The organism is Amycolatopsis sp. NPDC104819 (assembly GCF_055583145.1).
In genome coordinates this window covers 109,084-127,980 of the sequence record NZ_JBVJON010000012.1, presented here as the reverse complement: position 1 = coordinate 127,980, position 18,897 = coordinate 109,084, and the positions used below count along the sequence as shown (strand labels likewise).

The window sequence follows — 18,897 nt, the reverse complement described above, 5'->3', positions numbered from 1 at the left end:
TCAGTCGAGAACGGCCACCTCCAGCTCGCGCAGCCGCTCCGGGTCGGCGATGACCTCGATGCCGGTGATCCGGTCGCCGTCGACCTCGAACGACAGGACAACCGTGAGTTGTCCCTCTCGCACCAGCAGCAGGCCAGGCGAGCCGTCGACCAGGGCCAGTTCGCTGGCACGGGCCCGTTCGGAAGCCAGCACCGCGCCCATGCGCACGCTCTCGACACCGCGCAGCACCACCGGCGCCGGGCTCGGGCCGACAAACCGGTCGGCGTGCAGCACGACGTCCGGGTCGAGCAGGGCGAGCAGCGCTTCGAAGTCACCCCCGCGCGACGCGGCCAGGAACGCTTCGACCACCTTCCGCCGCCGCGGCAGGTCCGCGTCCACCGCGGCGCCGCCCTTGACCCGGCGCCGGGCCCGGCTCGCGAGCTGCCTGGTCGCGGCCGGGGTCTTGTCGATCACCGGCGCGATCTCGTCGAACGGCACGGCGAACATGTCGTGCAGCACAAACGCGACCCGTTCGGCCGGCCCCAGCGAGTCGAGCACGACCAGCAGAGCCAGCCCAACCGTGTCGGCCAGCTCCGCCTCCTGCTCCGGGTCCCGGCGCTCCTCGCCCGGCTCGGGCCGCCCGTCCAAGGGCTCCTCACGGTGGTTGCGACGCGTGCGGAGCATCGACAGGCACACCCGCGCGACGACGGTCGTCAGCCACGCGCCGACGTTCTCGACCTCCCTCATGTCGGTGCGGTCGAACCGCAGCCAAGCCTCCTGGACGGCGTCGTCGGCCTCACTCGCCGAACCGAGCATCCGGTAGGCGACCGCTCGCAGCCGCGGCCGCTCCTGCTCGAACCGCTCGGTCAGCTCGTCCACCGTGTCCTGTTCCTTTCGCCGGGGCTCTCAGCAGTAGACCCCGCGGCGCAGGCCGATGTGACACGAACGCGCGACTCCACCCGTGATCTGGGCCATCGGACGAACAACGACCCGACGGCTCAGAGCACGCAGAACTCGTTGCCCTCCGGATCCGCCATCATGATGTGGTCGGCACGGCCGTCGAGTTCGTACTCGTGCACGATCGTCGCGCCCGCCGCGGTGAGCCGGGCGACCGCTTCGACCACGCGCTCCCAGCGCGTGTCCCACGGCACCTCCCGGCCACCACCGGCCTGGACGTCCAGGTGGACACGGTTCTTCACGACCTTGCCTTCGGGCACTTTCAGGAAGCTCAGGTTCGGCAGAACGCCCTCAGGATCACTCAGGTAGGCGCCGTCGTCCCACTCCGACTCGGGCACGTCGTGGTCGGCGAACCAGGCTTCCCAGCTCGCGAAGCCGGCGGGCGGTGGCCGCTCGATGTAGCCGAGGGCCACCGCCCAGAACCTTGCCAGCGCGCGAGGACCCGCGCAGTCGATCGTCAGGCTCCACCGCACCGTCACGGACGAAGCGTAGCCGCGAGAAGCGCGACTGCGCCCTTCGCGACGGCGATTCCTCGTGCCGCGACGTGACCTTCGTTCAACGGCGCCACCGGGTCCGACACCATGACGCTGGTGACGAACGAGCGGCCGTCCGCGGAGCGGGCCAGGTAGTTCAGCGTCAGCACGCCGGGTTCGCTGCCGCCCTTGAACCAGACCTGCGGGAACTTGGCCCGGTCGAGCCCGAGCCCACCGTCGTTCAGTGACAGCGCGTGCCCGATCTCCGGCTGGTTCTCCTTCTGCAGCCCGGAAAACGCGCGGCAGATGTCGTCCGGGGAACCGAACCACTCGATGTCGTCGATCTTCTCGGGTGCCGGCCAGGCGGTGAGCCCGGTGAGCGGGAGCCGTTCCAGCCCGGCCACCGCCGCCGGACGCGCCCAGCGGGGCAACGCCAGGTAGGCGTCGGCGCGGGCCGGGTACTGCGTGGCCTTGAGCTCGAACAGCGCCTTGGTGGTCAGGAACGGGATGTTCGCCGACGGCCGCTGGTTGCCGAACGCCACGACCTGCCGTTGCAGCGCATCCCGGCCGAGCCGGTGGATCAGGTGGTCGGTGGCCGTGTTGTCGCTGATCGAGATCATCTTGTCGGCGTATTCCGACAGCGGGAGCTTCGTGCCCGCGGGCTGGTCCTGCAGCACCCCGGACGGCAGGCTCTTCCAGTCGTCGCGGATCGCCAGCTGCTCGGTCCAGGACGCCTTGTGCTCGGCGACCGCCTTGCCGAGCGCGCCCAGCACGTACAGCTTGAACGTCGAACCCAACGGCCGCTGCACGTTGTCACGAACGCCGTGCACGTCGCGGCAGCGCCCGTCCGGAAGGATCTCCGACGCGCCGAACGACACCCGGGCACCGAGCGCCGCGAGCTGGGTGTCGAGCTCTGGCCACGAGGACGGCACCGGGTCGTCCGGCGTCGCGCGGAGCCCGTCGATCAGCCCGGCCTGGTCCACGTGCAGGTCCAGCAGGTAGTCGTCGGCGGTGCCGTGGACGGCGGCCTCGACGTGGTCCGGTGCTTCGCTGACTACGCGTTTCACTTCGAGCCGGCCGAATCCGGTGAACGCGGCGTTGACACCCGCCGTGCCTCCGGCCGCCGTCAGCAGGACCTCGGCGACGTGCTGTCGCACCTCGGCGTCGGCCACCGGGACGCGCCCGGTCGCGTCGACCACCCATGCGAGCTGCTGGCCCGCCGTCGGCACCTCCGCGGCGCCGGCGGCCGGAGCCACCAGCGGCGCCAGTAGCGCGACCACACCCACTATCGCCGTTTTCACAGCTCCCCCTTGCGGTTTCATGGTTCCCCCTTGGTTGTCCGCTATTCCTCGGGCGGCCGGATCCACAACCCGGCCACCTGACCGTCCTCGCGGTAGGTCACCAGCACGGTCCGCTCGCCGGCTTCGAAGGCCAGCGGCAGGTGGACGATGGTGTAGTCGCCCGTGCTCCGCGCATACGCCTCCCCCATCCGCTCGTACTGACCGACCGCTCCGGCCACCTGCGCCCAGGCGAGCCGCAGCTCGTCTTCGCCGACCGCCGCACGCATGCGGTCGTCGAAGTCCCGGCGCACTTCGTGCCACTGGCAGCCGACGAGCTCCGCCACCAGCCCTTCGGCGCGGCGCACCGCGTCGGGCAGCTTCAGTTCCGCCATGGATGCTCCTGTCGCCGGGTCGACCGGCCGGCCGAACCGCTGGAAAGCGGCCTGCCGGCTGGTGCCCAGCAGGTCGCCGATCTCTTGCCACGTGTGCCCGGCCGTCCGGGCCGCGTCCACCGCGTCGCGCAACGTCGCCTCCGCGTCACGGACCTTCCGCAACGCTTCGCCGACCGTGGCCAGTGGTTCGTGCTTCGGCACAGTGTCAAGGATGTATTGACGCGGCGGATGTGTCAAGTCAGACTTTACGTGTTCGCGTTGCCGGCGGGCGGCGCTCCGGCACGTGGCATCACAGTACTGGCGATTTCGCCCGGATCCCTGGCGAGGTGGCAGCGGCTTGCCACAGGCGGCGCATTTCATGCTTTCGAGTGTAGCGCACGGAATGCCAAAACGTGCTAGCGTTGGCGGCACGAAACGACCTCGCCCACCTCGTGGAAGGCGTGGCGATCCGAAGGGGAGGACGGTTACGGTGAGAACCGATGAGTGAACGCACCTGGGGCTTCCGCACCCGCGCACTGCACGCGGGCGGAACTCCCGATCTGGCGACGGGCGCCCGAGCCGTGCCGATCTACCAGACGACGAGCTTCGTCTTCGAAGACGCGGCCGACGCGGCGAACCTGTTCGCCCTGCAGAAGTACGGGAACATCTACAGCCGCATCGGCAACCCGACCGTGGCCGCGTTCGAGGAGCGGATCGCCAGTCTCGAAGGCGCCATCGGCGGAGTCGCCACCGCGAGCGGGCAGGCCGCGGAGTTCCTCACCTTCAGCGCGCTCACGGAGGCGGGCGACCACATCGTGTCCGCGAGCGGTCTCTACGGCGGCACGGTCACGCAGCTCACCGGCACGCTCAGGCGCTTCGGCGTGGAGACGACGTTCGTCAGCGGCGGCATCAGCGACTACGCGGCCGCGATCACGGACCGGACCCGGCTGCTCTACACCGAGGTGATCGGCAACCCGGGCGGCGGCATCGCCGACCTCGCGGCGCTGGCGGACCTGGCGCACTCCCACGACATCCCGCTGGTGGTCGACGCGACGCTGGCAACGCCGTACCTGTGCCGGCCGATCGAACACGGCGCGGACATCGTGCTGCACTCGGCGACGAAGTTCCTCGGCGGCCACGGGACGACGCTCGGCGGCATCGTCGCCGAATCCGGGAAGTTCGACTGGGGCAACGGGAAGTTCCCGCGGATGACCGAGACCGTCGAGAGTTACGGCGGCCTCCGGTACTGGGAGAACTTCGGCGAATACGCGTTCTGCACCCGGCTGCGCGCCGAGCAGCTGCGCGACATCGGCGCCGTGCTCTCGCCCCACTCGGCTTTCCTGCTGCTGCAAGGCGTCGAGACGCTTCCGCAGCGGATGGACGCCCACGTCGCCAACGCCCGAGCCGTCGCCGAGTACCTCGAAGCGGATCCCCGGGTGGCGTGGGTGTCGTACGCCGGCCTGCCCTCGCACCAGCACCACGACCTGGCGAAGAAGTACCTGCCCTCCGGGCCGGGCGCAGTGTTCTCGTTCGGCATCACCGGCGGGCGCGCCGCGGGTGAGAAGTTCGTCGAATCGGTGGAACTGCTGTCCCATCTGGCGAATGTCGGGGATGCGCGGACCCTCGTCATCCACCCGGGGTCGACAACACACGCGCAGCTGTCGGAGGAGCAGCTGGCCGCGGCCGGGGTCGGGCCCGACCTCATCCGGTTGTCGGTCGGGCTCGAAGACGTCGAGGACATCCTCTGGGACCTCGACCAGGCGCTGGGGAAGGCGGTGGCCGGATGACCCATGCGGTCGGAGCGGTCGAGCGGCGCGCGATCCTGAACCGGACGAAGTCGGTGACTCTGGTGGGGGCGTCCGCCAATCCGGCGCGGCCCAGTTACTTCGTCGCCACCTACCTGCTTTCGTCGACGCGCTACGAGGTCAACTTCGTCAACCCGCGGCTGGACACCCTGTTCGGGAAGCCGGTGTACGCCTCCCTCAAGGACGTGCCGGGGGAGCCGGACCTGGTCAGCGTGTTCCGGAAGCACGACGACCTGCCCCAGGTGGCCGACGAGGTGATCGACGCCGGCGCGCGGACGCTGTGGCTGCAACTCGGGCTGTGGCACGAGCCGGTGGCCGACCGGGCCCGGGAGGCCGGGCTGGACGTCGTGATGAACCGGTGCGTGAAGATCGAGCACGCGCGGTTCGCGGGCGGGCTGCACCTGGCCGGGTTCAACACCGGCGTGATCAGTTCGCGGAGGCAGTCGGCACCCTAGGGAAGGGAACGTCCGCTCCCGCTGTTGGCCCCGGTATGACCGAGAAACTCGCGATCACTTTGTCCGGTGGTCCGACCGCGCTGCTGGAGCTGGGCGGTGTCCGGCTGCTCACCGACCCGACGTTCGACCCGCCCGGCGACCATCCCATCGGCGAGCGGGTACTGGTCAAGACCGAGGAGTCGGTGCTGACCGAGGAGGCCGTCGGCGTGGTGGACGCCGTGCTGCTGTCCCACGACCAGCACCCCGACAACCTCGACGACCGGGGTCGCGCGTACCTGGCGACGGTGCCGTTGACGCTGATCACGCCCAGCGGGGCCGGCCGGCTGGGTGGGACCGCTCGCGGCTTGGCGGCCTGGGAGGAGGCCCAGGTCGGGCCGCTCACGGTCACCGCCGTCCCGGCGCTGCACGGGCCGGAAGGGGCCGATCAGGTCAGCGGGGAGGTCACCGGGTTCGTGTTGAGCGGCGACGGGCCGCCCACGGTCTACGTGAGCGGGGACAACGCGTCGCTCGGGCTGGTGCGGGAGATCGCGTCGCGGTTCCGCGTCGACATCGCGGTGCTCTTCGCCGGCGGCGCCCGCACCAAGCTCTTCGACGGGGCTCCGCTGACGTTGACCAGCGAGAACGCCGTCGAGGCAGCGAAGGTGCTCGGGTCGGCGACGGTCGTCCCGCTGCACTTCCGGGGCTGGCAGCACTTCCACGAGGGTCCGGACGTGCTGCGGAAGGAGTTCGAGGCGGCCGGGCTGGCCGAGCGGCTCGTGCTGCTCGAACCCGGGGAGCGCGCGGAGGTCTGACGCGGGCGCGTGAGAGGCTGGCGGCATGGCCAAACCGACCCCGCTGCAGTTCCGGAACATCCTCGTCGCCATCTTGGCGGCGGCGGGCTTCGTCTGGAGCATCGTGGCCGGTCTGCCGTGGTGGGTGAGCGCGATCGTCGGCTGTGCATGCGTGCTGTCGCTGGCCTCGGCCTACCTCAACCGTCCCGACGCGGGCTGACCGCGAGCCGGCACCGGCTGAGCGCGAGCTGCCACCTGGCCGATCATGGCTGGCACCGGCTGGCCGCGAGCCGACACCGAGCCGACCATGGGTTGGCCGCGAGCCGGCACGGGCCGACCGCGGGTTGCCATCGGGCCGACCACGGGCTGACCGCGAGCCGACCATGGCTTACGCGGGCTGACCGCGAGCCGGCACGGGCCTACCGCGAGCTGCCACCGGGCCGACCATAGGCTGGCACCGGGCTGGCCGCGGGCCGACACCGAGCCGACCATGGCCGACGCGGGCTGGCCGCGAGCCGGCACGGGCCGACCGCGGGCTGCCACCGGGCCGACCACGGGCCGACCTTGGGCCGCTGGGGAGACCGGCGGCCCGCGCAGGTCAGCGCAGGTCGGCGCTGCTCAGCGCGTCTTGGCGAACCGGGCCTTCAGGTTGGCGCGCCCCGCTTCGGTGAGGCGGCCGAACAGGCGCAGCCTTGCGAGGCCGCCGTCCGGGTAGATGTCGAGGCGGGCCTCCGTGATCTCCGGGCCGTCCTTCAGGGCGAACCGGTGGCGGGTGTCCGGCTGCAAGCGGGTCTTCGGCAGCAGGTCGACCCACTCGCCGTACGTGTCACGGCCGCTGACCGAGGCCCAGCCGGGCGCGTTGCCCTTGAGGTTGCTCGTGTCCAGCTCGGCGAACCGGACGATGCACGCGCCGGCCAGGCGGAGGGTCACCCAGTCGTTGCCGTCGTCGCGGCGGCGGGCCGTCTCCCAGCCCTCGGCCTGGTGCGCGGCCAGGCCGGGCGAAAGCATGTTGTTCGGCGACGAGTAGAACCTGTTGCTGCAGCCGGTGACCAGGGCGCCGTTCTCCAGGGCCGCCAGGTCGAGCGCGTCCACGTCGAGCAGGTCCGGGTCCGGGATCGGGGCTCCATGCACACGCAGGCGGGCGACACCGCCGTCCGGGTGCTGGGTCAGCCTCACGTGCGTGTACCGGCGCGAGCCGTTGACCGTGTAGAAGTTCTCCGTGTGCCCCGAGGCCGGGGCGCGGTCGACCAGGACGTCCCAGTCCGCCGACGTCAGCTCCGCCGCGCTCGGGTACCCCGGCACCGACGCGGCCTCGACAGACACGAACGGCGGATAGTTGCCCTTGAAAAATGCCGTGTCGACCACCACCCCGGTGACCGTGCCCGCCAGGCCGAGGCGCAGGATCGCCTGGTCGTCGCCCGGTTCGCGGTGGCGGCGGGTCTCCCAGCCGTCGTAGACCTGGCCCTTCGGGCCGAACGTCTCGGCGCGGTGCGCCGGCGTCCACGGGTTGACCAGGTTCTCCTTCTCGGCGAACAGCTCGTCGGTCGCCCACATCACCGTCCCGCCGAACCGGCGTGAGGCGAGGTCGGGCAGTTCCGTCCACTCAGGACGGTCAGGGTGATCAGGATGATCGGGCAAAGCAGCCTCCATTTCAGCAGTCCCCCCGGGTCAGCAACGCGCCGCGCGGCTCGTCGCCAGTGATTGGTGTGCCGCGCAACCAGGTCGAGCGCACGACGCCGGCGAGCGGCCGCCGGTCGTACGCGCTGACCGGGTTGCGGTGCTTCAGTTTCGCGACGTCGACCACAAACGCCTCGTCCGGCGCGAAGACGCAGAAGTCCGCGTCATAGCCCACCGCGAGGTGGCCCTTGCGGCGCATCCCGGCCTGCGCGGCCGTGCGCTCGGCCATCCAGCGGACGACGTCGGTGAGCGCGAACCCGCGCTGCCGCGCCTGCGTCCAGATCGCCGGCAACCCCAGCTGCAGGCTGGAAATCCCGCCCCAGGCGAGGCCGAAGTCGCCGCTGTCGAAGCGTTTCAGCTCCGGCGTGCACGGCGAGTGGTCGCTGACGATCGTGTCGATCACGCCGTCGGCGAGCCCTTGCCAGAGCCGTTCGCGGTTGGCCGCCTCGCGGATCGGCGGGCAGCACTTGAACTGCGTCGCGCCGTCGCGGATCTCCTCGGCGATGAAGCTGAGGTAGTGCGGGCAGGTCTCCGCGGTCAGCGCCACTCCCTCGCTGCGCGCCGAAGCGACCAGCGGCAGAGCGTCCGAAGAGGACAGGTGCAGGATGTGGGCCCGGGCCGAGTTCCGGCGCGCCGCCTCGATCACGTGCGTGATCGCGAGGTTCTCCGCCTGCCGCGGCCGCGAGTGCAGAAAGTCGACATAGCGACCGCCGTGCGGCTCCGGGGCCGAGTCGATCTCGTGGGCGTCCTCGGCGTGGACGATCATCAGCGCGTCGAGGGAACTCAGCTCCCGCAACGCTTCGTCGAGGCCGGCCGGGTCGAGCGGCGGGAACTCGTCGACCCCCGAATGCAGCAGGAAGCACTTGAAGCCGAACACGCCGGCTTCGTGCAGGCCCCGCAGGTCCGAGACGTTCCCCGGGATCGCGCCGCCCCAGAAGCCGACGTCGACGTGCACCCGGCCGACCGCCGCCTTGCGCTTGACCTCCAGCGCCGCGACGTCGACGGTCGGGGGCAGGCTGTTGAGCGGCATGTCCACGATCGTGGTCACGCCGCCGGCGGCGGCCGCGCGGGTCGCCGTCTCGAAGCCTTCCCACTCGGCGCGGCCGGGATCGTTGACGTGGACGTGCGTGTCGACGAGTCCCGGCAGCAGCACAACGTCTTCGCCGAGCTCGAGCACCCGGTCGCCGGTCAGCGAAGCGCCGCCGGGTTCGATCGCGACGATCCGGCCGCCGTCGACGCCGAGGGTCGCCGGAACCTCACCCTCGGCCGTCACGGCCCGGGCTGCGCGCACCACAAGATCCATCCGAAAACCCTTCTCCGGGAGGATTGACCACCGCCGATTTCACAGTACGGAAAGACGGTTTCGCACAACGACAGTAACCACGGCGCGCGCCGCTCGTCAACGACGGACGCGGCGCGTTACGGTCAAGCCGTGCGGCTTGAAGCGGAGTTCACGAGCGAACCGTTCCACGGCGAGGGTTCGCCGCCCGAGCACGCGCTCGCCGCGCGGGACGCCGCAGCGGAAGCGGGACTGGAGACCGACTTCGGCCCGCTCGGGACGCTCGCCCGGGGCGAGGCGAAGGCGCTGCTCGACGCCATCCCGGCCATCACGAAGGCGGCGTTCGAGGGCGGCGCGACGCAGGTGACGCTGCAGGTGCGCCAGGCAGGCTCAGGCCAGGCCGACACCGCCGAACCGGCCGGCGCGGCAACCCCGGGAACCGCGAGCGAACCGCGGGGCACCGGGAAAACCGGCGCACCCGAAACCATCAGCGAACCGCAGGACACGAGCAAAGCCGGCGCGGCCGAAACTGCCGGCCAACCGCAGGACACGAGCAAAACCCCCGCACCCGAAACCCTCGTCGAGCTGCACGACGCGCTCGCCCGGCTGATCGCCGACGTCGAACGTGAACTCGGCGCGAAACTCGGCGACCTCGACCGGACCGGCAAGCAGCGGGCCGTCCGGTTACTTCGGGAACGCGGGGCCTTCGGGCTGCGGAAATCCGTCTCCTCGGTGGCCGACGCGCTGGGGGTCACGCGGTTCACCGTCTACAACTATCTCAACCGGGAAGCCGACTGACCTGGTCTTTCAACAAAATGTTGACGGAACTCCGGCGCCAACGTACGGTCAGCGGGACGCCACTCACGAGGAGTTCCCCGTGCCGCTCACCCTCACCGACTTCAACACCGCCGATGCCGATGACGTGCGGCCGGCGCTGACCGCGTGTCTCGCCGTCCCCCGCTGGGTGGACGCGGTTCTCGAGCGCCGGCCCTACGAAAACGCCGACGCCCTGAAGGCCGCCGCCGAGCTGCCGTTGAGCAGTGACGAGATCCGGCAGGCCATGGCCGCGCATCCCCGGATCGGGGAAAAGCCGAAGCAGCAGGGCACCGAGGGTGACTGGTCGCGTTCGGAACAGTCCGGTGTGGACAATGCCGAAGCCTTTGCCGCGGCGAATGCCGAATACGAAGCCAAGTTCGGGCACGTCTACCTCGTCTGCGCGAGTGGTCGCAGCGGCGAAGAGCTGCTGAAGATCCTGCAAGCGAGGCTGGACAACGACCCCGCGACCGAACTGGCCGTCGCCGGGCGGGAGCTGCTGAAGATCGCCGAACTCCGACTCGCGAAAGCGGTGACCGCGTGAGCCTCGTGACCACCCATGTCCTCGACACGGCGACCGGGCGCCCCGCCCCGGGAATCGCCGTGCGGTTCGAGACGCAATCCGGCGAAAAGATCGCCGACGGCCACACCGATGACGACGGCCGGATCCGCGACCTCGGCCCCGAAACCCTGGACCCCGGCGCCTACCGGCTGGTCTTCGACACCGGCGCCTACCTGGGCCCGGACGCCTTCTTCCCGGAGGTGGCGCTCACCTTCCGGATCTCCGACGGCACCGCGCACCACCACGTGCCGCTCCTGCTCAGCCCGTTCGCCTATTCGACCTACCGAGGGAGCTGAACCGTGGCCATCACCCTGGGCCCCAACCAGTACGGCAAGGCGGAGGTCCGCCTGGTGACGGTGCGCCGCGACGGCCCCGTGCACCACCTGAAGGACCTCACCGTGTCGACGTCGCTGCGCGGTGAGCTCGCCGCGACGCACCTGACCGGGGACAACGCCGGTGTGCTCGCGACCGACACGCAGAAGAACACCGTGTACGCCTTCGCGAAGGAGGCGCCGGTCGGCGAGATCGAGGACTTCGCGCTGCGGCTGGGGCGGCACTTCACCGGCACGCAGGAAAACATCACCGGCGCCCGGATCAAGATCGACGAGCACGGCTGGGACCGGATCGCCGTCGGCGGTGAGCCGCACGACCACGCCTTCAGCCGCTCGGGTGACGAACGGCGCACCACGGCCGTCACGATCCAGGGTGACCGCGCGTGGGTCGTCTCCGGCATCGACGGCCTGACCCTGCTGAAGTCCACCGGTTCGGAGTTCCACGGCTTCCCGCGCGAGGAGTACACCACGCTCGCCGAGACCGACGACCGGATCTTGGCGACCGCCGTCACGGCGAAGTGGCGCTACGAGGGCGAGGGCATCGACTGGGCGGAGAGCCACCGCGAAATCCGGCGCGTGATGCTGGAGACGTTCGCGACGAAGCACAGCCTTTCGCTGCAGCAGACGCTGTACGCCATGGGCGAAGCCGTCCTGGAAGCGCGCGCAGAGGTCGCCGAGGTGAAGCTCTCGCTGCCGAACAAGCACCACTTCCTCGTGGACCTGAGCCCGTTCGGGCTGAAGAACGACAACGAGGTGTTCTACGCGGCGGACAGGCCGTACGGCCTGATCGAGGGCACGATCCTGCGCGACGACGCCGAGGACCCCGGCCCGGCCTGGGACATCCACTGACCGCGGGCCCGGATTGATAGAGCGTTCTATCAATCCGGGCGTATCGTGGCGTCGTGGCAGGGACCAAGGAACGCATCATGGCCGCCGGCGCCGAGTTGTTCCGGCGCAACGGCTACAGCGGGACCGGGCTGAAGCAGATCGTCACCGAGGCGAACGCCCCCTTCGGGTCGCTCTACCACTTCTTCCCCGGCGGCAAGGAACAGCTCGGCCAAGAAGTAATCCGCACCTCCGGGCTCGCCTACATCCAGCTCTTCGACCTTTTCATCGCGCCCGCGCCCGACCTGGTCAGCGGCATCGAGGCCTTCTTCGCCGCCGGGATCGCGACGCTCGAAGCCACCGACTACGTCGAGGGCTGCCCGATCGCCACCGTCGCGCTCGAGGTCGCCAGCACCAACGAGCCGCTGCGGCAGGCCACCGCCGACGTCTTCACCGCCTGGATCGACGCCGGCACCGAGAAGTTCGCGAAGTTCGGCATCGGCGCCGAAGCCGCCCGGACGCTCACGATCACCGCCGTCAACAACCTCGAAGGCGCCTTCGTCCTCTGCCGCTCGCTGCGGGACACCGAGGCCATGGCCGTCGCGGGGGCGGCGACCGTGGACGTCGCCCGGCGACTGCTCCAAGAAGCGACGCAACTTTAGTCGGGAATCCAACAAGAATACTCAAAATGGCGCTTGACCGCGCAGCAGTGGACACGGAAGCTGCTCTTCTCCTCCCCCACCGCTGTCGGTTGGAGCTGCCATGCGCCGAGTCTTCGCCGTCCTTGTCACCGCTGTCGCCGCGATCGGGCTGGTCACCCCGGCCGCGAACGCCCTCGAGAACGGGCTCGCCCGAACACCCCCGATGGGGTGGAACACGTGGAACACCTTCGAGTGCAACATCAACGAGACGCTCGTCAAGCAGACCACCGACCTCATGGTCAGCTCCGGGATGCGCGACCGCGGCTACACCTACGTCAACCTCGACGACTGCTGGATGACGCGCAACCGCGACGGCGCCGGCAACCTCGTCGCCGATCCGGCGAAGTTCCCCAGCGGGCTCAAGTCGCTCGGGGACTACATCCACGCGCGCGGCATGAAGTTCGGCATCTACGAAAGCGCCGGCAGCGAGACCTGCCAGCACTACCCCGGCAGCCTCGGCCACGAGCAGACCGACGCGAACAGCTTCGCGAGCTGGGGTGTCGACTACCTCAAGTACGACAACTGCGGCAGCCCCGGCGGCGAAACCCAGCAGGACTACGTCCGCCGCTACTCCGCCATGCGTGACGCGCTCAAGGCCACCGGCCGCCCGATCGCCTACAGCATCTGCGAATGGGGCAACTTCACGCCGTCGAACTGGGCGCCGGACGTCGGCAACCTGTGGCGCACCACCGGCGACATCACCAACAACTGGGGCAGCATCGACTCGATCTACCGCCAGAACGTCGGTCTCGCGCCCGCCGCGAAGCCCGGCGCCTGGAACGACCCCGACATGCTCGAGGTCGGCGACGGCATGGACTTCCAGGAGGACCGCGCCCACTTCACGCTCTGGGCCGCGATGGCCGCGCCGCTGATCGCGGGCGCCGACCTCCGCTCAGCCAGCGTCGCCACCTTCTCGACCTACCTCAACGGCGACGTCATCGCCGTCGACCAGGACCCGCTCGGCAAGCAGGCCACCCGCATCAGCACCGGAAACGGCCTGGACGTCCTCGCGAAACCGCTCCAAGGCGGGGATGTCGCTGTCGTGCTGTTCAACGAAAACGGCACGGCGAAGACCGTCTCGACGACGGCCGCCGCGGCCGGGCTGCCCAGCGCGTCGAGCTACCGGCTGACCAACCTCTGGTCGAAGGAGCAGACCACGAGCAGCGGCCCGATCAGCGCGAACGTCCCGTCGCACGGCACCGTCATCTACCGCGTGAAGGCCAATGCCAGCGGCAGCACCACCGCCAAGGCGCTGCAGGGCGCGTCGTCGTCCCGCTGCATCGACATCAACGGCAACGTGACCACCCCCGGCACCAAGGTCGACATCTGGGACTGCGACGGCGGACCGAACCAGTCCTGGACGTTCACCAGCGCCGGTGAGCTGAAGGCCAACGGCCTCTGCCTCGACGCCAACGACGGCGGCACTTCGGCCGGGACCAAGCTCATCGCCTGGACCTGTCACGGCGGCGCGAACCAGAAGTTCAAGCTCAACCCGGACGGCTCGATCACCGGCACGCAGACCGGCCTGTGCGTCGACGTCACCGGCGGCGACAAGCCCGCCGGCAACGTCAACGGCGTCCAGCTCGAGCTCTGGGGCTGCAACGACGACGCCAACCAGAACTGGCAGCTCAGGTAGCGGTGAGGTGCTCCGGCCGCACCGGGACGCGCGTGAGCGCGAGCCCGGTCGCGGCCCGGATCGCCGCCACGATCGCGGGCGTCGACGAGATCGTCGGCGGCTCCCCCACCCCGCGCAGGCCGTACGGCGCGTGCGGGTCCGGGCGCTCCAGGACGTCGATGCTCATCGGCGGCATGTCCAGGACCGTCGGGATCAGGTAGTCGGTGAAGGAGGGGTTCCGGATCTTCCCGCCGGAAGTCTGGATCTCCTCCATCACCGCGAGCCCGAGCCCCTGCGCCGAACCGCCCTGGATCTGGCCCAGCACGGCCTGCGGGTTGAGCGCCTTGCCGACGTCCTGGGCGCAGTCGAGCGCGACCACCTTGACCAGGCCCAGCTCGACGTCGACGTCGACAACCGCCCGGTGCGCGGCGAACGCGTACTGGACGTGCGCGGTGCCCTGCCCGGTTTCCGGATCCAACGCGGTGGTCGGCCGGTGCCGCCACTCGATCGTTTCGTCGTAGACGTCGTCGCCGAGGACGTCGCCCAGCTCGGCGACCACCTGGCCGTCGGCCGCGACGAGCTTGCCGCCGACCAGGCGCACCCGCTCGTAGAAGCGGGACAGCAGCCGCGCCCGCACCGCCCCGCAGGCGGCCTGCACCGCACCGCCGGTGACGTAGGTCTGGCGTGACGCCGACGTCGAGCCGCCGTTGCCGATCGAGGTGTCCATCGGCAGCACCGTCACCTGCTCGACACCCAGCTCGGTCCGGACGATCTGCTGCATGATCGTCACCAGGCCCTGGCCGACCTCGCAGGCCGCGGTGTGCACGGTCGCCGCCGGCTCACCGCCGACCAGCTGCAGGCGCACGCGGGCCGTCGAGTAGTCGTCGAAACCTTCGGAGAAGCAGACGTTCTTGATCCCGACGGCGTACCCGACACCCCGGACGACGCCTTCGCCGTGCGTGGTGTTCGAGACGCCGCCCGGCATGTGCCGCAGGTCGAACGGCCGCTCCGGCGGCATCGGCTTCGCGCGGACCCGCTCCAGCAGCTCCGCGACCGGCGCGTCGGAGTCGACGACCTGGCCCGTCGGCATGAGCGCACCTTCGCTCATCGCGTTGCGGACGCGGATCTCGACCGGGTCCAGGCCACACGCGAGAGCCAACTTGTCCATCTGCGACTCGTAGCCGAACGCCGCCTGCACCGCACCGAAGCCGCGCATCGCGCCGCACGGCGGGTTGTTCGTGTAGGTGCCCCAGCAGTCGACCGAGACACTGTCCACTGTGTACGGTCCGACGCCGAGGGTGGCGGCGTTCGCGACCACAGCGCCCGTCGAAGACGCGTACGCGCCTCCGTCGAGGAACAACCGCGTACGCACGTACACGAGACGCCCGTCGTGAGTGGCGCCGTGCTCGTAGTACATCTTCGCCGGATGACGGTGGACGTGACCGTAGAAGGACTCTTCGCGGTTGTAGACCATCTTCACCGGCTTGCCGGTGTGCAACGCCAGCAGACACGCGTGCACCTGCATCGACAGGTCCTCACGCCCGCCGAACGCGCCGCCGACGCCGCCGAGCGTCAGCCGCACCTTCTCGACCGGCAGGCCCAGCGCGGCGACGATCTGCTGCTGGTCGACGTGCAGCCACTGCGTCGCGACGTACAGGTCGACGCCGCCTTCGGTGTCCGGCACGGCCAGCCCGGACTCCGGCCCGAGGAACGCCTGGTCCTGCATGCCGACCTCGTACACGCCCGAGACGACGACGTCGGCGGAGAGATCCTGCGGTCCGCGGCGGATCTTCACGTGCCGCACGACGTTGCCGCCGTCGTGCAGCGAAGGGCCTTCGCCTGCGACAGCGGCTTCGGAGTCCGTCACGGGAGAAAGCTCTTCGTAGGTGACGGCGATCCGCTTCATCGCGCGTCGCGCGGTTTCCGGGTGGTCAGCGGCGACCAGCGCGACCGGTTCACCCTGGTACCGCACGACTTCGGACGCGAGCACCGGCTGATCGGAGTGCTCCAGGCCGTACCGGTTGACGCCGGGGACGTCCTCGTGGGTCAGCACCGCGTAGACCCCGGGCACCTTCAAAGCTTCGGTGATGTCGATGCCGGTGATCCGCGCGTACGGGTGCGGGCTGCGCAGCGTCACGCCCCACACCATGTCCTCGTGCCACAGGTCCGAGGAGTACGCGAACTCGCCGCGCACCTTGACCGTGCCGTCGGGTCGGCGCGGCGAGGTGCCGACCCCGTTGACCGTCTGCGTGCCGACGGAAGTGGTCATCTGTCCTCCCGCAACCGGGCGCTCGCGGCCGCCAGCTCGGCCGCGATCTCCGACTCGTCCGCCTCGCGCAGAACCCCGTCCTCGACGACGGCCTTGCCGCCGACGAACAGCCGCCGCACCGGCGGTGTCGTCCCCAGGACCAGCGCCGCGACCGGGTCGGTGATGCCCGCGTAGTTCAGGCCGGTCAGGTCCCAGATCGCGAGGTCGGCGAGCTTCCCGGGCTCGACCGAGCCGAGGTCGTCCGCGCGGCCCAGGCAGCGGGCGCCGCCCATCGTGCCCATCCACAGCGCCTCGCGCGTGGTCAGCCCGCGTGGCCCGCCGCGTTGGCGGGCCTGCAGCAACGCCTGGTGCAGCTCTTCCCCGAGGCCGCCGGACTCGTTGGACGCGGCCCCGTCGGCGCCGAGGCCGACCGCGACTCCCGCGTCGAGCAGATCGCGGACCGGGGCGATGCCGGCGCCGATGCGGCCGTTGGACGTCGGGCAGTGCGCCGAGCCGGTGCCGGTCGCGCCGAAGCGGCGGATCGCGTCGGGCGCGAGGTGGATCGTGTGCGCGAGCCAGACGTCCTCGGCGAGCCAGCCCAGCTTGTCGGCGTACTCGGCCGGTGTGCAACCGACCTCGGCGAGACACTGCTTCTCCTCGTCGAGGGTCTCCGCGAGGTGCGTATGCAGGCGGACACCCTTGCGGCGGGCCAGCTCGGCCGCGCCGGACATCAGGCGCTCGGTCACCGAGAACGGCGAGCACGGGCCCGCGGCGATCTGCAGGTGCGCGCCCGCCGAGTCGTCGTGGAAGCGGGCGATCGCGGCTTCGGTGCCGGTCAGCGCGTCCTCGGTCGTCTCGACGAGGTTGTCCGGCGGCAGCCCGCCGTCGGACTCGCCGCGGTCCATCGACCCGCGCACGACGTGCAGCCGGACGCCGATCCGCTGGCGGGCCGCGGCCAGCGCCGCGACCTGGTCACCGCCGTCGCGCGGGAAGACGTAGTGGTGGTCGGCGACGGTCGTGCAGCCGGTCAGCGCCAGCCGGGCCATCCCGGCGGTGCCCGCGGCGTGCGTGATCCCGTCGTCGAGGCGGCCCCAGACCGGGTAGAGCGCGACCAGCCACTCGAAGAGCGTGTGGTCGGCGGCCAGCCCGCGGGTGGCCCACTGGTAGAGGTGGTGGTGGGTGTTGATCAGGCCGGGCGTGACCAGGCAGCCCGACGCGTCGACACGCTCGTCGAACTCGCCCGTGTAGACGCCTTCGCCGACCTCGGCGATCCGGTCGTTCTCGATGACGACGTGGCCCGACTTGTGCTCGGGACCGCTGACCGTGGCGATCGCGGCGCCGGAGATGAGCGTCCTCACGCGACACCGCCCTTCGCCGCGACACGCACCGCGTCGAGGATCTTCTCGTAGCCGGTGCAGCGGCACAGGTTCCCGGCGAGGGCCTCGCGGATCTCCTCGTCACTCGGATCGGGGACGCGGTTCAGCAGGTCGTGCGCGGCCACGACCAGGCCCGGCGTGCAGAACCCGCACTGCACCGCACCCTGGTCCACAAAGGACTGCTGGATCGGGTCGAGCGTGTCGCCGTCGGCCAGGCCCTCGACCGTGCGCACCACGCGGCCCTCGGCCTGCCCGGCTGCGACCAGGCAGGCGCACACCGGGACGGCGTCGAGGTAGACCGTGCAGGAGCCGCATTCGCCCTGCTCACAGGCGTTCTTCGAGCCCGGCAGGCCGAGCCGCTCGCGCAGCACGTAGAGCAGGCTTTCGCCCTCCCAGACGTCGTCGGCCTGCCGTTTCTCGCCGTTGATCGTGACATTCAGGCGCATGCCCGCTCCCCCGTCCGGTGTTCGTCCCAGGCCCAGGTCAACGTACGCCGTGCGAGTACCCCCAGCGCGTGCTTTCGATACGCGGCGCTGCCCCGGACGTCGTCGATCGGCGACGTCGCTTCGGCCACCAGGTCGCCGAAGCGGCGCTTCAGGGAGTCGGGCAGCGGCTCCGGCGAGCCCCACGGCAGTTCGGCGGCGAGGAAGTCCTCCGCCGCGCGAGCCCGGCGCGGGGTCGGCGCGGCGGACCCGATCGCGGCGCCCACCTCGCCATCCCGCAGGGCCAGGGCGAACGAGCAGACCGCGATGACCATCGCGTTGCGCGTCCCGACCTTGGCGAACTGCTGCGGCCCGGCGTGCGCGGGCAGGTGGACGGCGGTGATCAGCTCGTCCGGCTCGAGCGCGTGGCGCTTCACCCCGACGTAGAACTCCTCCGCGCGGAGGAGCCGGGTCCCCCGGACGGACGCGACCTCGACCCGTGCGTCCAGGGCCAGCAGCACCGGGTGGGTGTCCCCGGCCGGGGACGCCGCCCCGAGGTTGCCGCCGACCGTGCCGCGGTTGCGGATCTGCGGCGAGCCGACCGTGCGTGACGCCATCGCCAGCGCGGGGACGGATTCACCCACTTCAGCGATGACGCGGCTGTACGGGACACCGGCGCCGAGCCGGACCTTTCCGCCCGAGTGGTCCACAGTGGACCACTCCGTCAGCTCGCCGACCGTGGTCAGGTCCAGCAGGGCCTCGGGACGCCGGTGGTCGAAGTTCAGCTCGACCATGACGTCGGTGCCGCCGGCGATGGGCACGGCGTCGGGCCGCTCGGCCTTCAGCGCCAGGGCCTCGGCCAGCGTCGTGGGACGCAGGAACTCCACGCTTGCTCCTTTGTGAGGGCGATAGACCAGTAGACGCCCATGCGGGGGCAGGCGGCAACGGCACGGCGCA

At 70.7% G+C, this 18,897-nt stretch carries 20 protein-coding genes; 10 read left to right on the top strand and 10 right to left on the bottom strand.

Features of this window, described 5'->3' with window-relative positions; all coding sequences use genetic code 11:
* From ACZ63E_RS33545 to ACZ63E_RS33530, 4 genes are all read right to left on the bottom strand, one after another.
* A complete protein-coding gene (locus tag ACZ63E_RS33545) occupies positions 1-858 on the bottom strand; it encodes a sigma-70 family RNA polymerase sigma factor (RefSeq protein WP_465340228.1) in 858 nt (285 codons plus the stop codon).
* A gap of 119 nt (positions 859-977) precedes the next feature.
* Positions 978-1,415 carry a VOC family protein gene (locus ACZ63E_RS33540; RefSeq protein ID WP_465340227.1) on the bottom strand — a complete coding sequence of 146 codons (438 nt, stop codon included), beginning with the start codon at positions 1,413-1,415 and terminating at the stop codon, positions 978-980.
* Positions 1,412-2,710 carry a serine hydrolase gene (locus ACZ63E_RS33535; protein WP_465340225.1) on the bottom strand — a complete coding sequence of 433 codons (1,299 nt, stop codon included), beginning with the start codon at positions 2,708-2,710 and terminating at the stop codon, positions 1,412-1,414. Before ACZ63E_RS33535 ends, ACZ63E_RS33540 begins: the two co-directional genes overlap by 4 nt.
* Before the next feature lie 41 nt (positions 2,711-2,751).
* Positions 2,752-3,282 carry a DUF3887 domain-containing protein gene (locus ACZ63E_RS33530; RefSeq protein WP_465310596.1) on the bottom strand — a complete coding sequence of 177 codons (531 nt, stop codon included), beginning with the start codon at positions 3,280-3,282 and terminating at the stop codon, positions 2,752-2,754.
* Between the two features lie 278 nt (positions 3,283-3,560).
* On the opposite strand from ACZ63E_RS33530, the gene ACZ63E_RS33525 reads away from it, so the two are divergent.
* Genes ACZ63E_RS33525 through ACZ63E_RS33510 form a run of 4 tightly spaced genes read left to right on the top strand, consistent with a single transcriptional unit; the run spans position 3,561 to position 6,310 of the window.
* Entirely contained in the window at positions 3,561-4,847 is a 1,287-nt protein-coding gene (locus ACZ63E_RS33525; RefSeq protein ID WP_465340224.1) for an O-acetylhomoserine aminocarboxypropyltransferase/cysteine synthase family protein, read from the top strand.
* Positions 4,844-5,320 carry a CoA-binding protein gene (locus ACZ63E_RS33520; protein ID WP_465310594.1) on the top strand — a complete coding sequence of 159 codons (477 nt, stop codon included), beginning with the start codon at positions 4,844-4,846 and terminating at the stop codon, positions 5,318-5,320. Before ACZ63E_RS33525 ends, ACZ63E_RS33520 begins: the two co-directional genes overlap by 4 nt.
* A gap of 35 nt (positions 5,321-5,355) precedes the next feature.
* Positions 5,356-6,111 carry an MBL fold metallo-hydrolase gene (locus tag ACZ63E_RS33515; RefSeq protein WP_465340223.1) on the top strand — a complete coding sequence of 252 codons (756 nt, stop codon included), beginning with the start codon at positions 5,356-5,358 and terminating at the stop codon, positions 6,109-6,111.
* A gap of 25 nt (positions 6,112-6,136) precedes the next feature.
* Complete coding sequence (locus tag ACZ63E_RS33510; protein ID WP_465340222.1) at positions 6,137-6,310, top strand: hypothetical protein; 174 nt, start codon at positions 6,137-6,139, stop codon at positions 6,308-6,310.
* 398 nt (positions 6,311-6,708) lie between these two features.
* On the opposite strand, the gene alc is transcribed toward ACZ63E_RS33510, so the two are convergent.
* The gene (gene alc / locus ACZ63E_RS33505; protein ID WP_465340221.1) at positions 6,709-7,740 is read right to left on the bottom strand and encodes an allantoicase; all 1,032 of its coding nucleotides are present in this window, start codon (positions 7,738-7,740) and stop codon (positions 6,709-6,711) included.
* 1 nt (position 7,741) lies between these two features.
* The gene (gene allB / locus ACZ63E_RS33500; RefSeq protein ID WP_465340220.1) at positions 7,742-9,070 is read right to left on the bottom strand and encodes an allantoinase AllB; all 1,329 of its coding nucleotides are present in this window, start codon (positions 9,068-9,070) and stop codon (positions 7,742-7,744) included.
* A gap of 129 nt (positions 9,071-9,199) precedes the next feature.
* Between allB and ACZ63E_RS33495 the strand changes: the two genes are divergently transcribed.
* The 6 genes from ACZ63E_RS33495 to ACZ63E_RS33470 all read left to right on the top strand — a co-directional run bounded on the left by ACZ63E_RS33495 (position 9,200) and on the right by ACZ63E_RS33470 (position 13,915).
* Positions 9,200-9,844, top strand: coding sequence for a helix-turn-helix domain-containing protein (locus tag ACZ63E_RS33495; protein ID WP_465340219.1), 645 nt, complete (start codon positions 9,200-9,202; stop codon positions 9,842-9,844).
* 79 nt (positions 9,845-9,923) lie between these two features.
* Positions 9,924-10,403: a 2-oxo-4-hydroxy-4-carboxy-5-ureidoimidazoline decarboxylase gene (uraD, locus tag ACZ63E_RS33490; RefSeq protein WP_465340218.1), complete on the top strand. Its 480-nt coding sequence runs from the start codon at positions 9,924-9,926 to the stop codon at positions 10,401-10,403.
* Positions 10,400-10,717, top strand: coding sequence for a hydroxyisourate hydrolase (gene uraH, locus ACZ63E_RS33485; protein WP_465340217.1), 318 nt, complete (start codon positions 10,400-10,402; stop codon positions 10,715-10,717). The genes uraD and uraH overlap by 4 nt, the downstream gene beginning before the upstream one ends.
* 3 nt (positions 10,718-10,720) lie before the next feature.
* Positions 10,721-11,602: a factor-independent urate hydroxylase gene (pucL, locus tag ACZ63E_RS33480; RefSeq protein ID WP_465340216.1), complete on the top strand. Its 882-nt coding sequence runs from the start codon at positions 10,721-10,723 to the stop codon at positions 11,600-11,602.
* A gap of 53 nt (positions 11,603-11,655) precedes the next feature.
* Positions 11,656-12,240: a TetR/AcrR family transcriptional regulator gene (locus tag ACZ63E_RS33475; RefSeq protein WP_465340215.1), complete on the top strand. Its 585-nt coding sequence runs from the start codon at positions 11,656-11,658 to the stop codon at positions 12,238-12,240.
* Positions 12,241-12,340: 100 nt separating this feature from the next.
* Positions 12,341-13,915 (top strand): glycoside hydrolase family 27 protein, encoded by a 1,575-nt coding sequence (locus ACZ63E_RS33470; RefSeq protein ID WP_465340213.1) that lies wholly within the window; start codon positions 12,341-12,343, stop codon positions 13,913-13,915.
* Here the strand turns inward: ACZ63E_RS33470 and pucD are convergent.
* From pucD to ACZ63E_RS33450, 4 genes are read right to left on the bottom strand one after another with little or no spacing between them, the layout of a single operon-like run.
* Positions 13,908-16,163, bottom strand: coding sequence for a xanthine dehydrogenase subunit D (gene pucD / locus ACZ63E_RS33465; RefSeq protein ID WP_465340212.1), 2,256 nt, complete (start codon positions 16,161-16,163; stop codon positions 13,908-13,910). The genes ACZ63E_RS33470 and pucD overlap by 8 nt on opposite strands.
* Positions 16,160-17,500, bottom strand: coding sequence for an 8-oxoguanine deaminase (locus ACZ63E_RS33460; protein ID WP_465340211.1), 1,341 nt, complete (start codon positions 17,498-17,500; stop codon positions 16,160-16,162). Before ACZ63E_RS33460 ends, pucD begins: the two co-directional genes overlap by 4 nt.
* On the bottom strand, positions 17,497-17,964 hold the full coding sequence (locus tag ACZ63E_RS33455; protein ID WP_465310582.1) for a (2Fe-2S)-binding protein: 468 nt from the start codon (positions 17,962-17,964) through the stop codon (positions 17,497-17,499). Before ACZ63E_RS33455 ends, ACZ63E_RS33460 begins: the two co-directional genes overlap by 4 nt.
* Entirely contained in the window at positions 17,955-18,827 is an 873-nt protein-coding gene (locus ACZ63E_RS33450) for an FAD binding domain-containing protein (RefSeq protein WP_465340210.1), read from the bottom strand. Before ACZ63E_RS33450 ends, ACZ63E_RS33455 begins: the two co-directional genes overlap by 10 nt.
* Positions 18,828-18,897 lie beyond the last annotated feature (70 nt).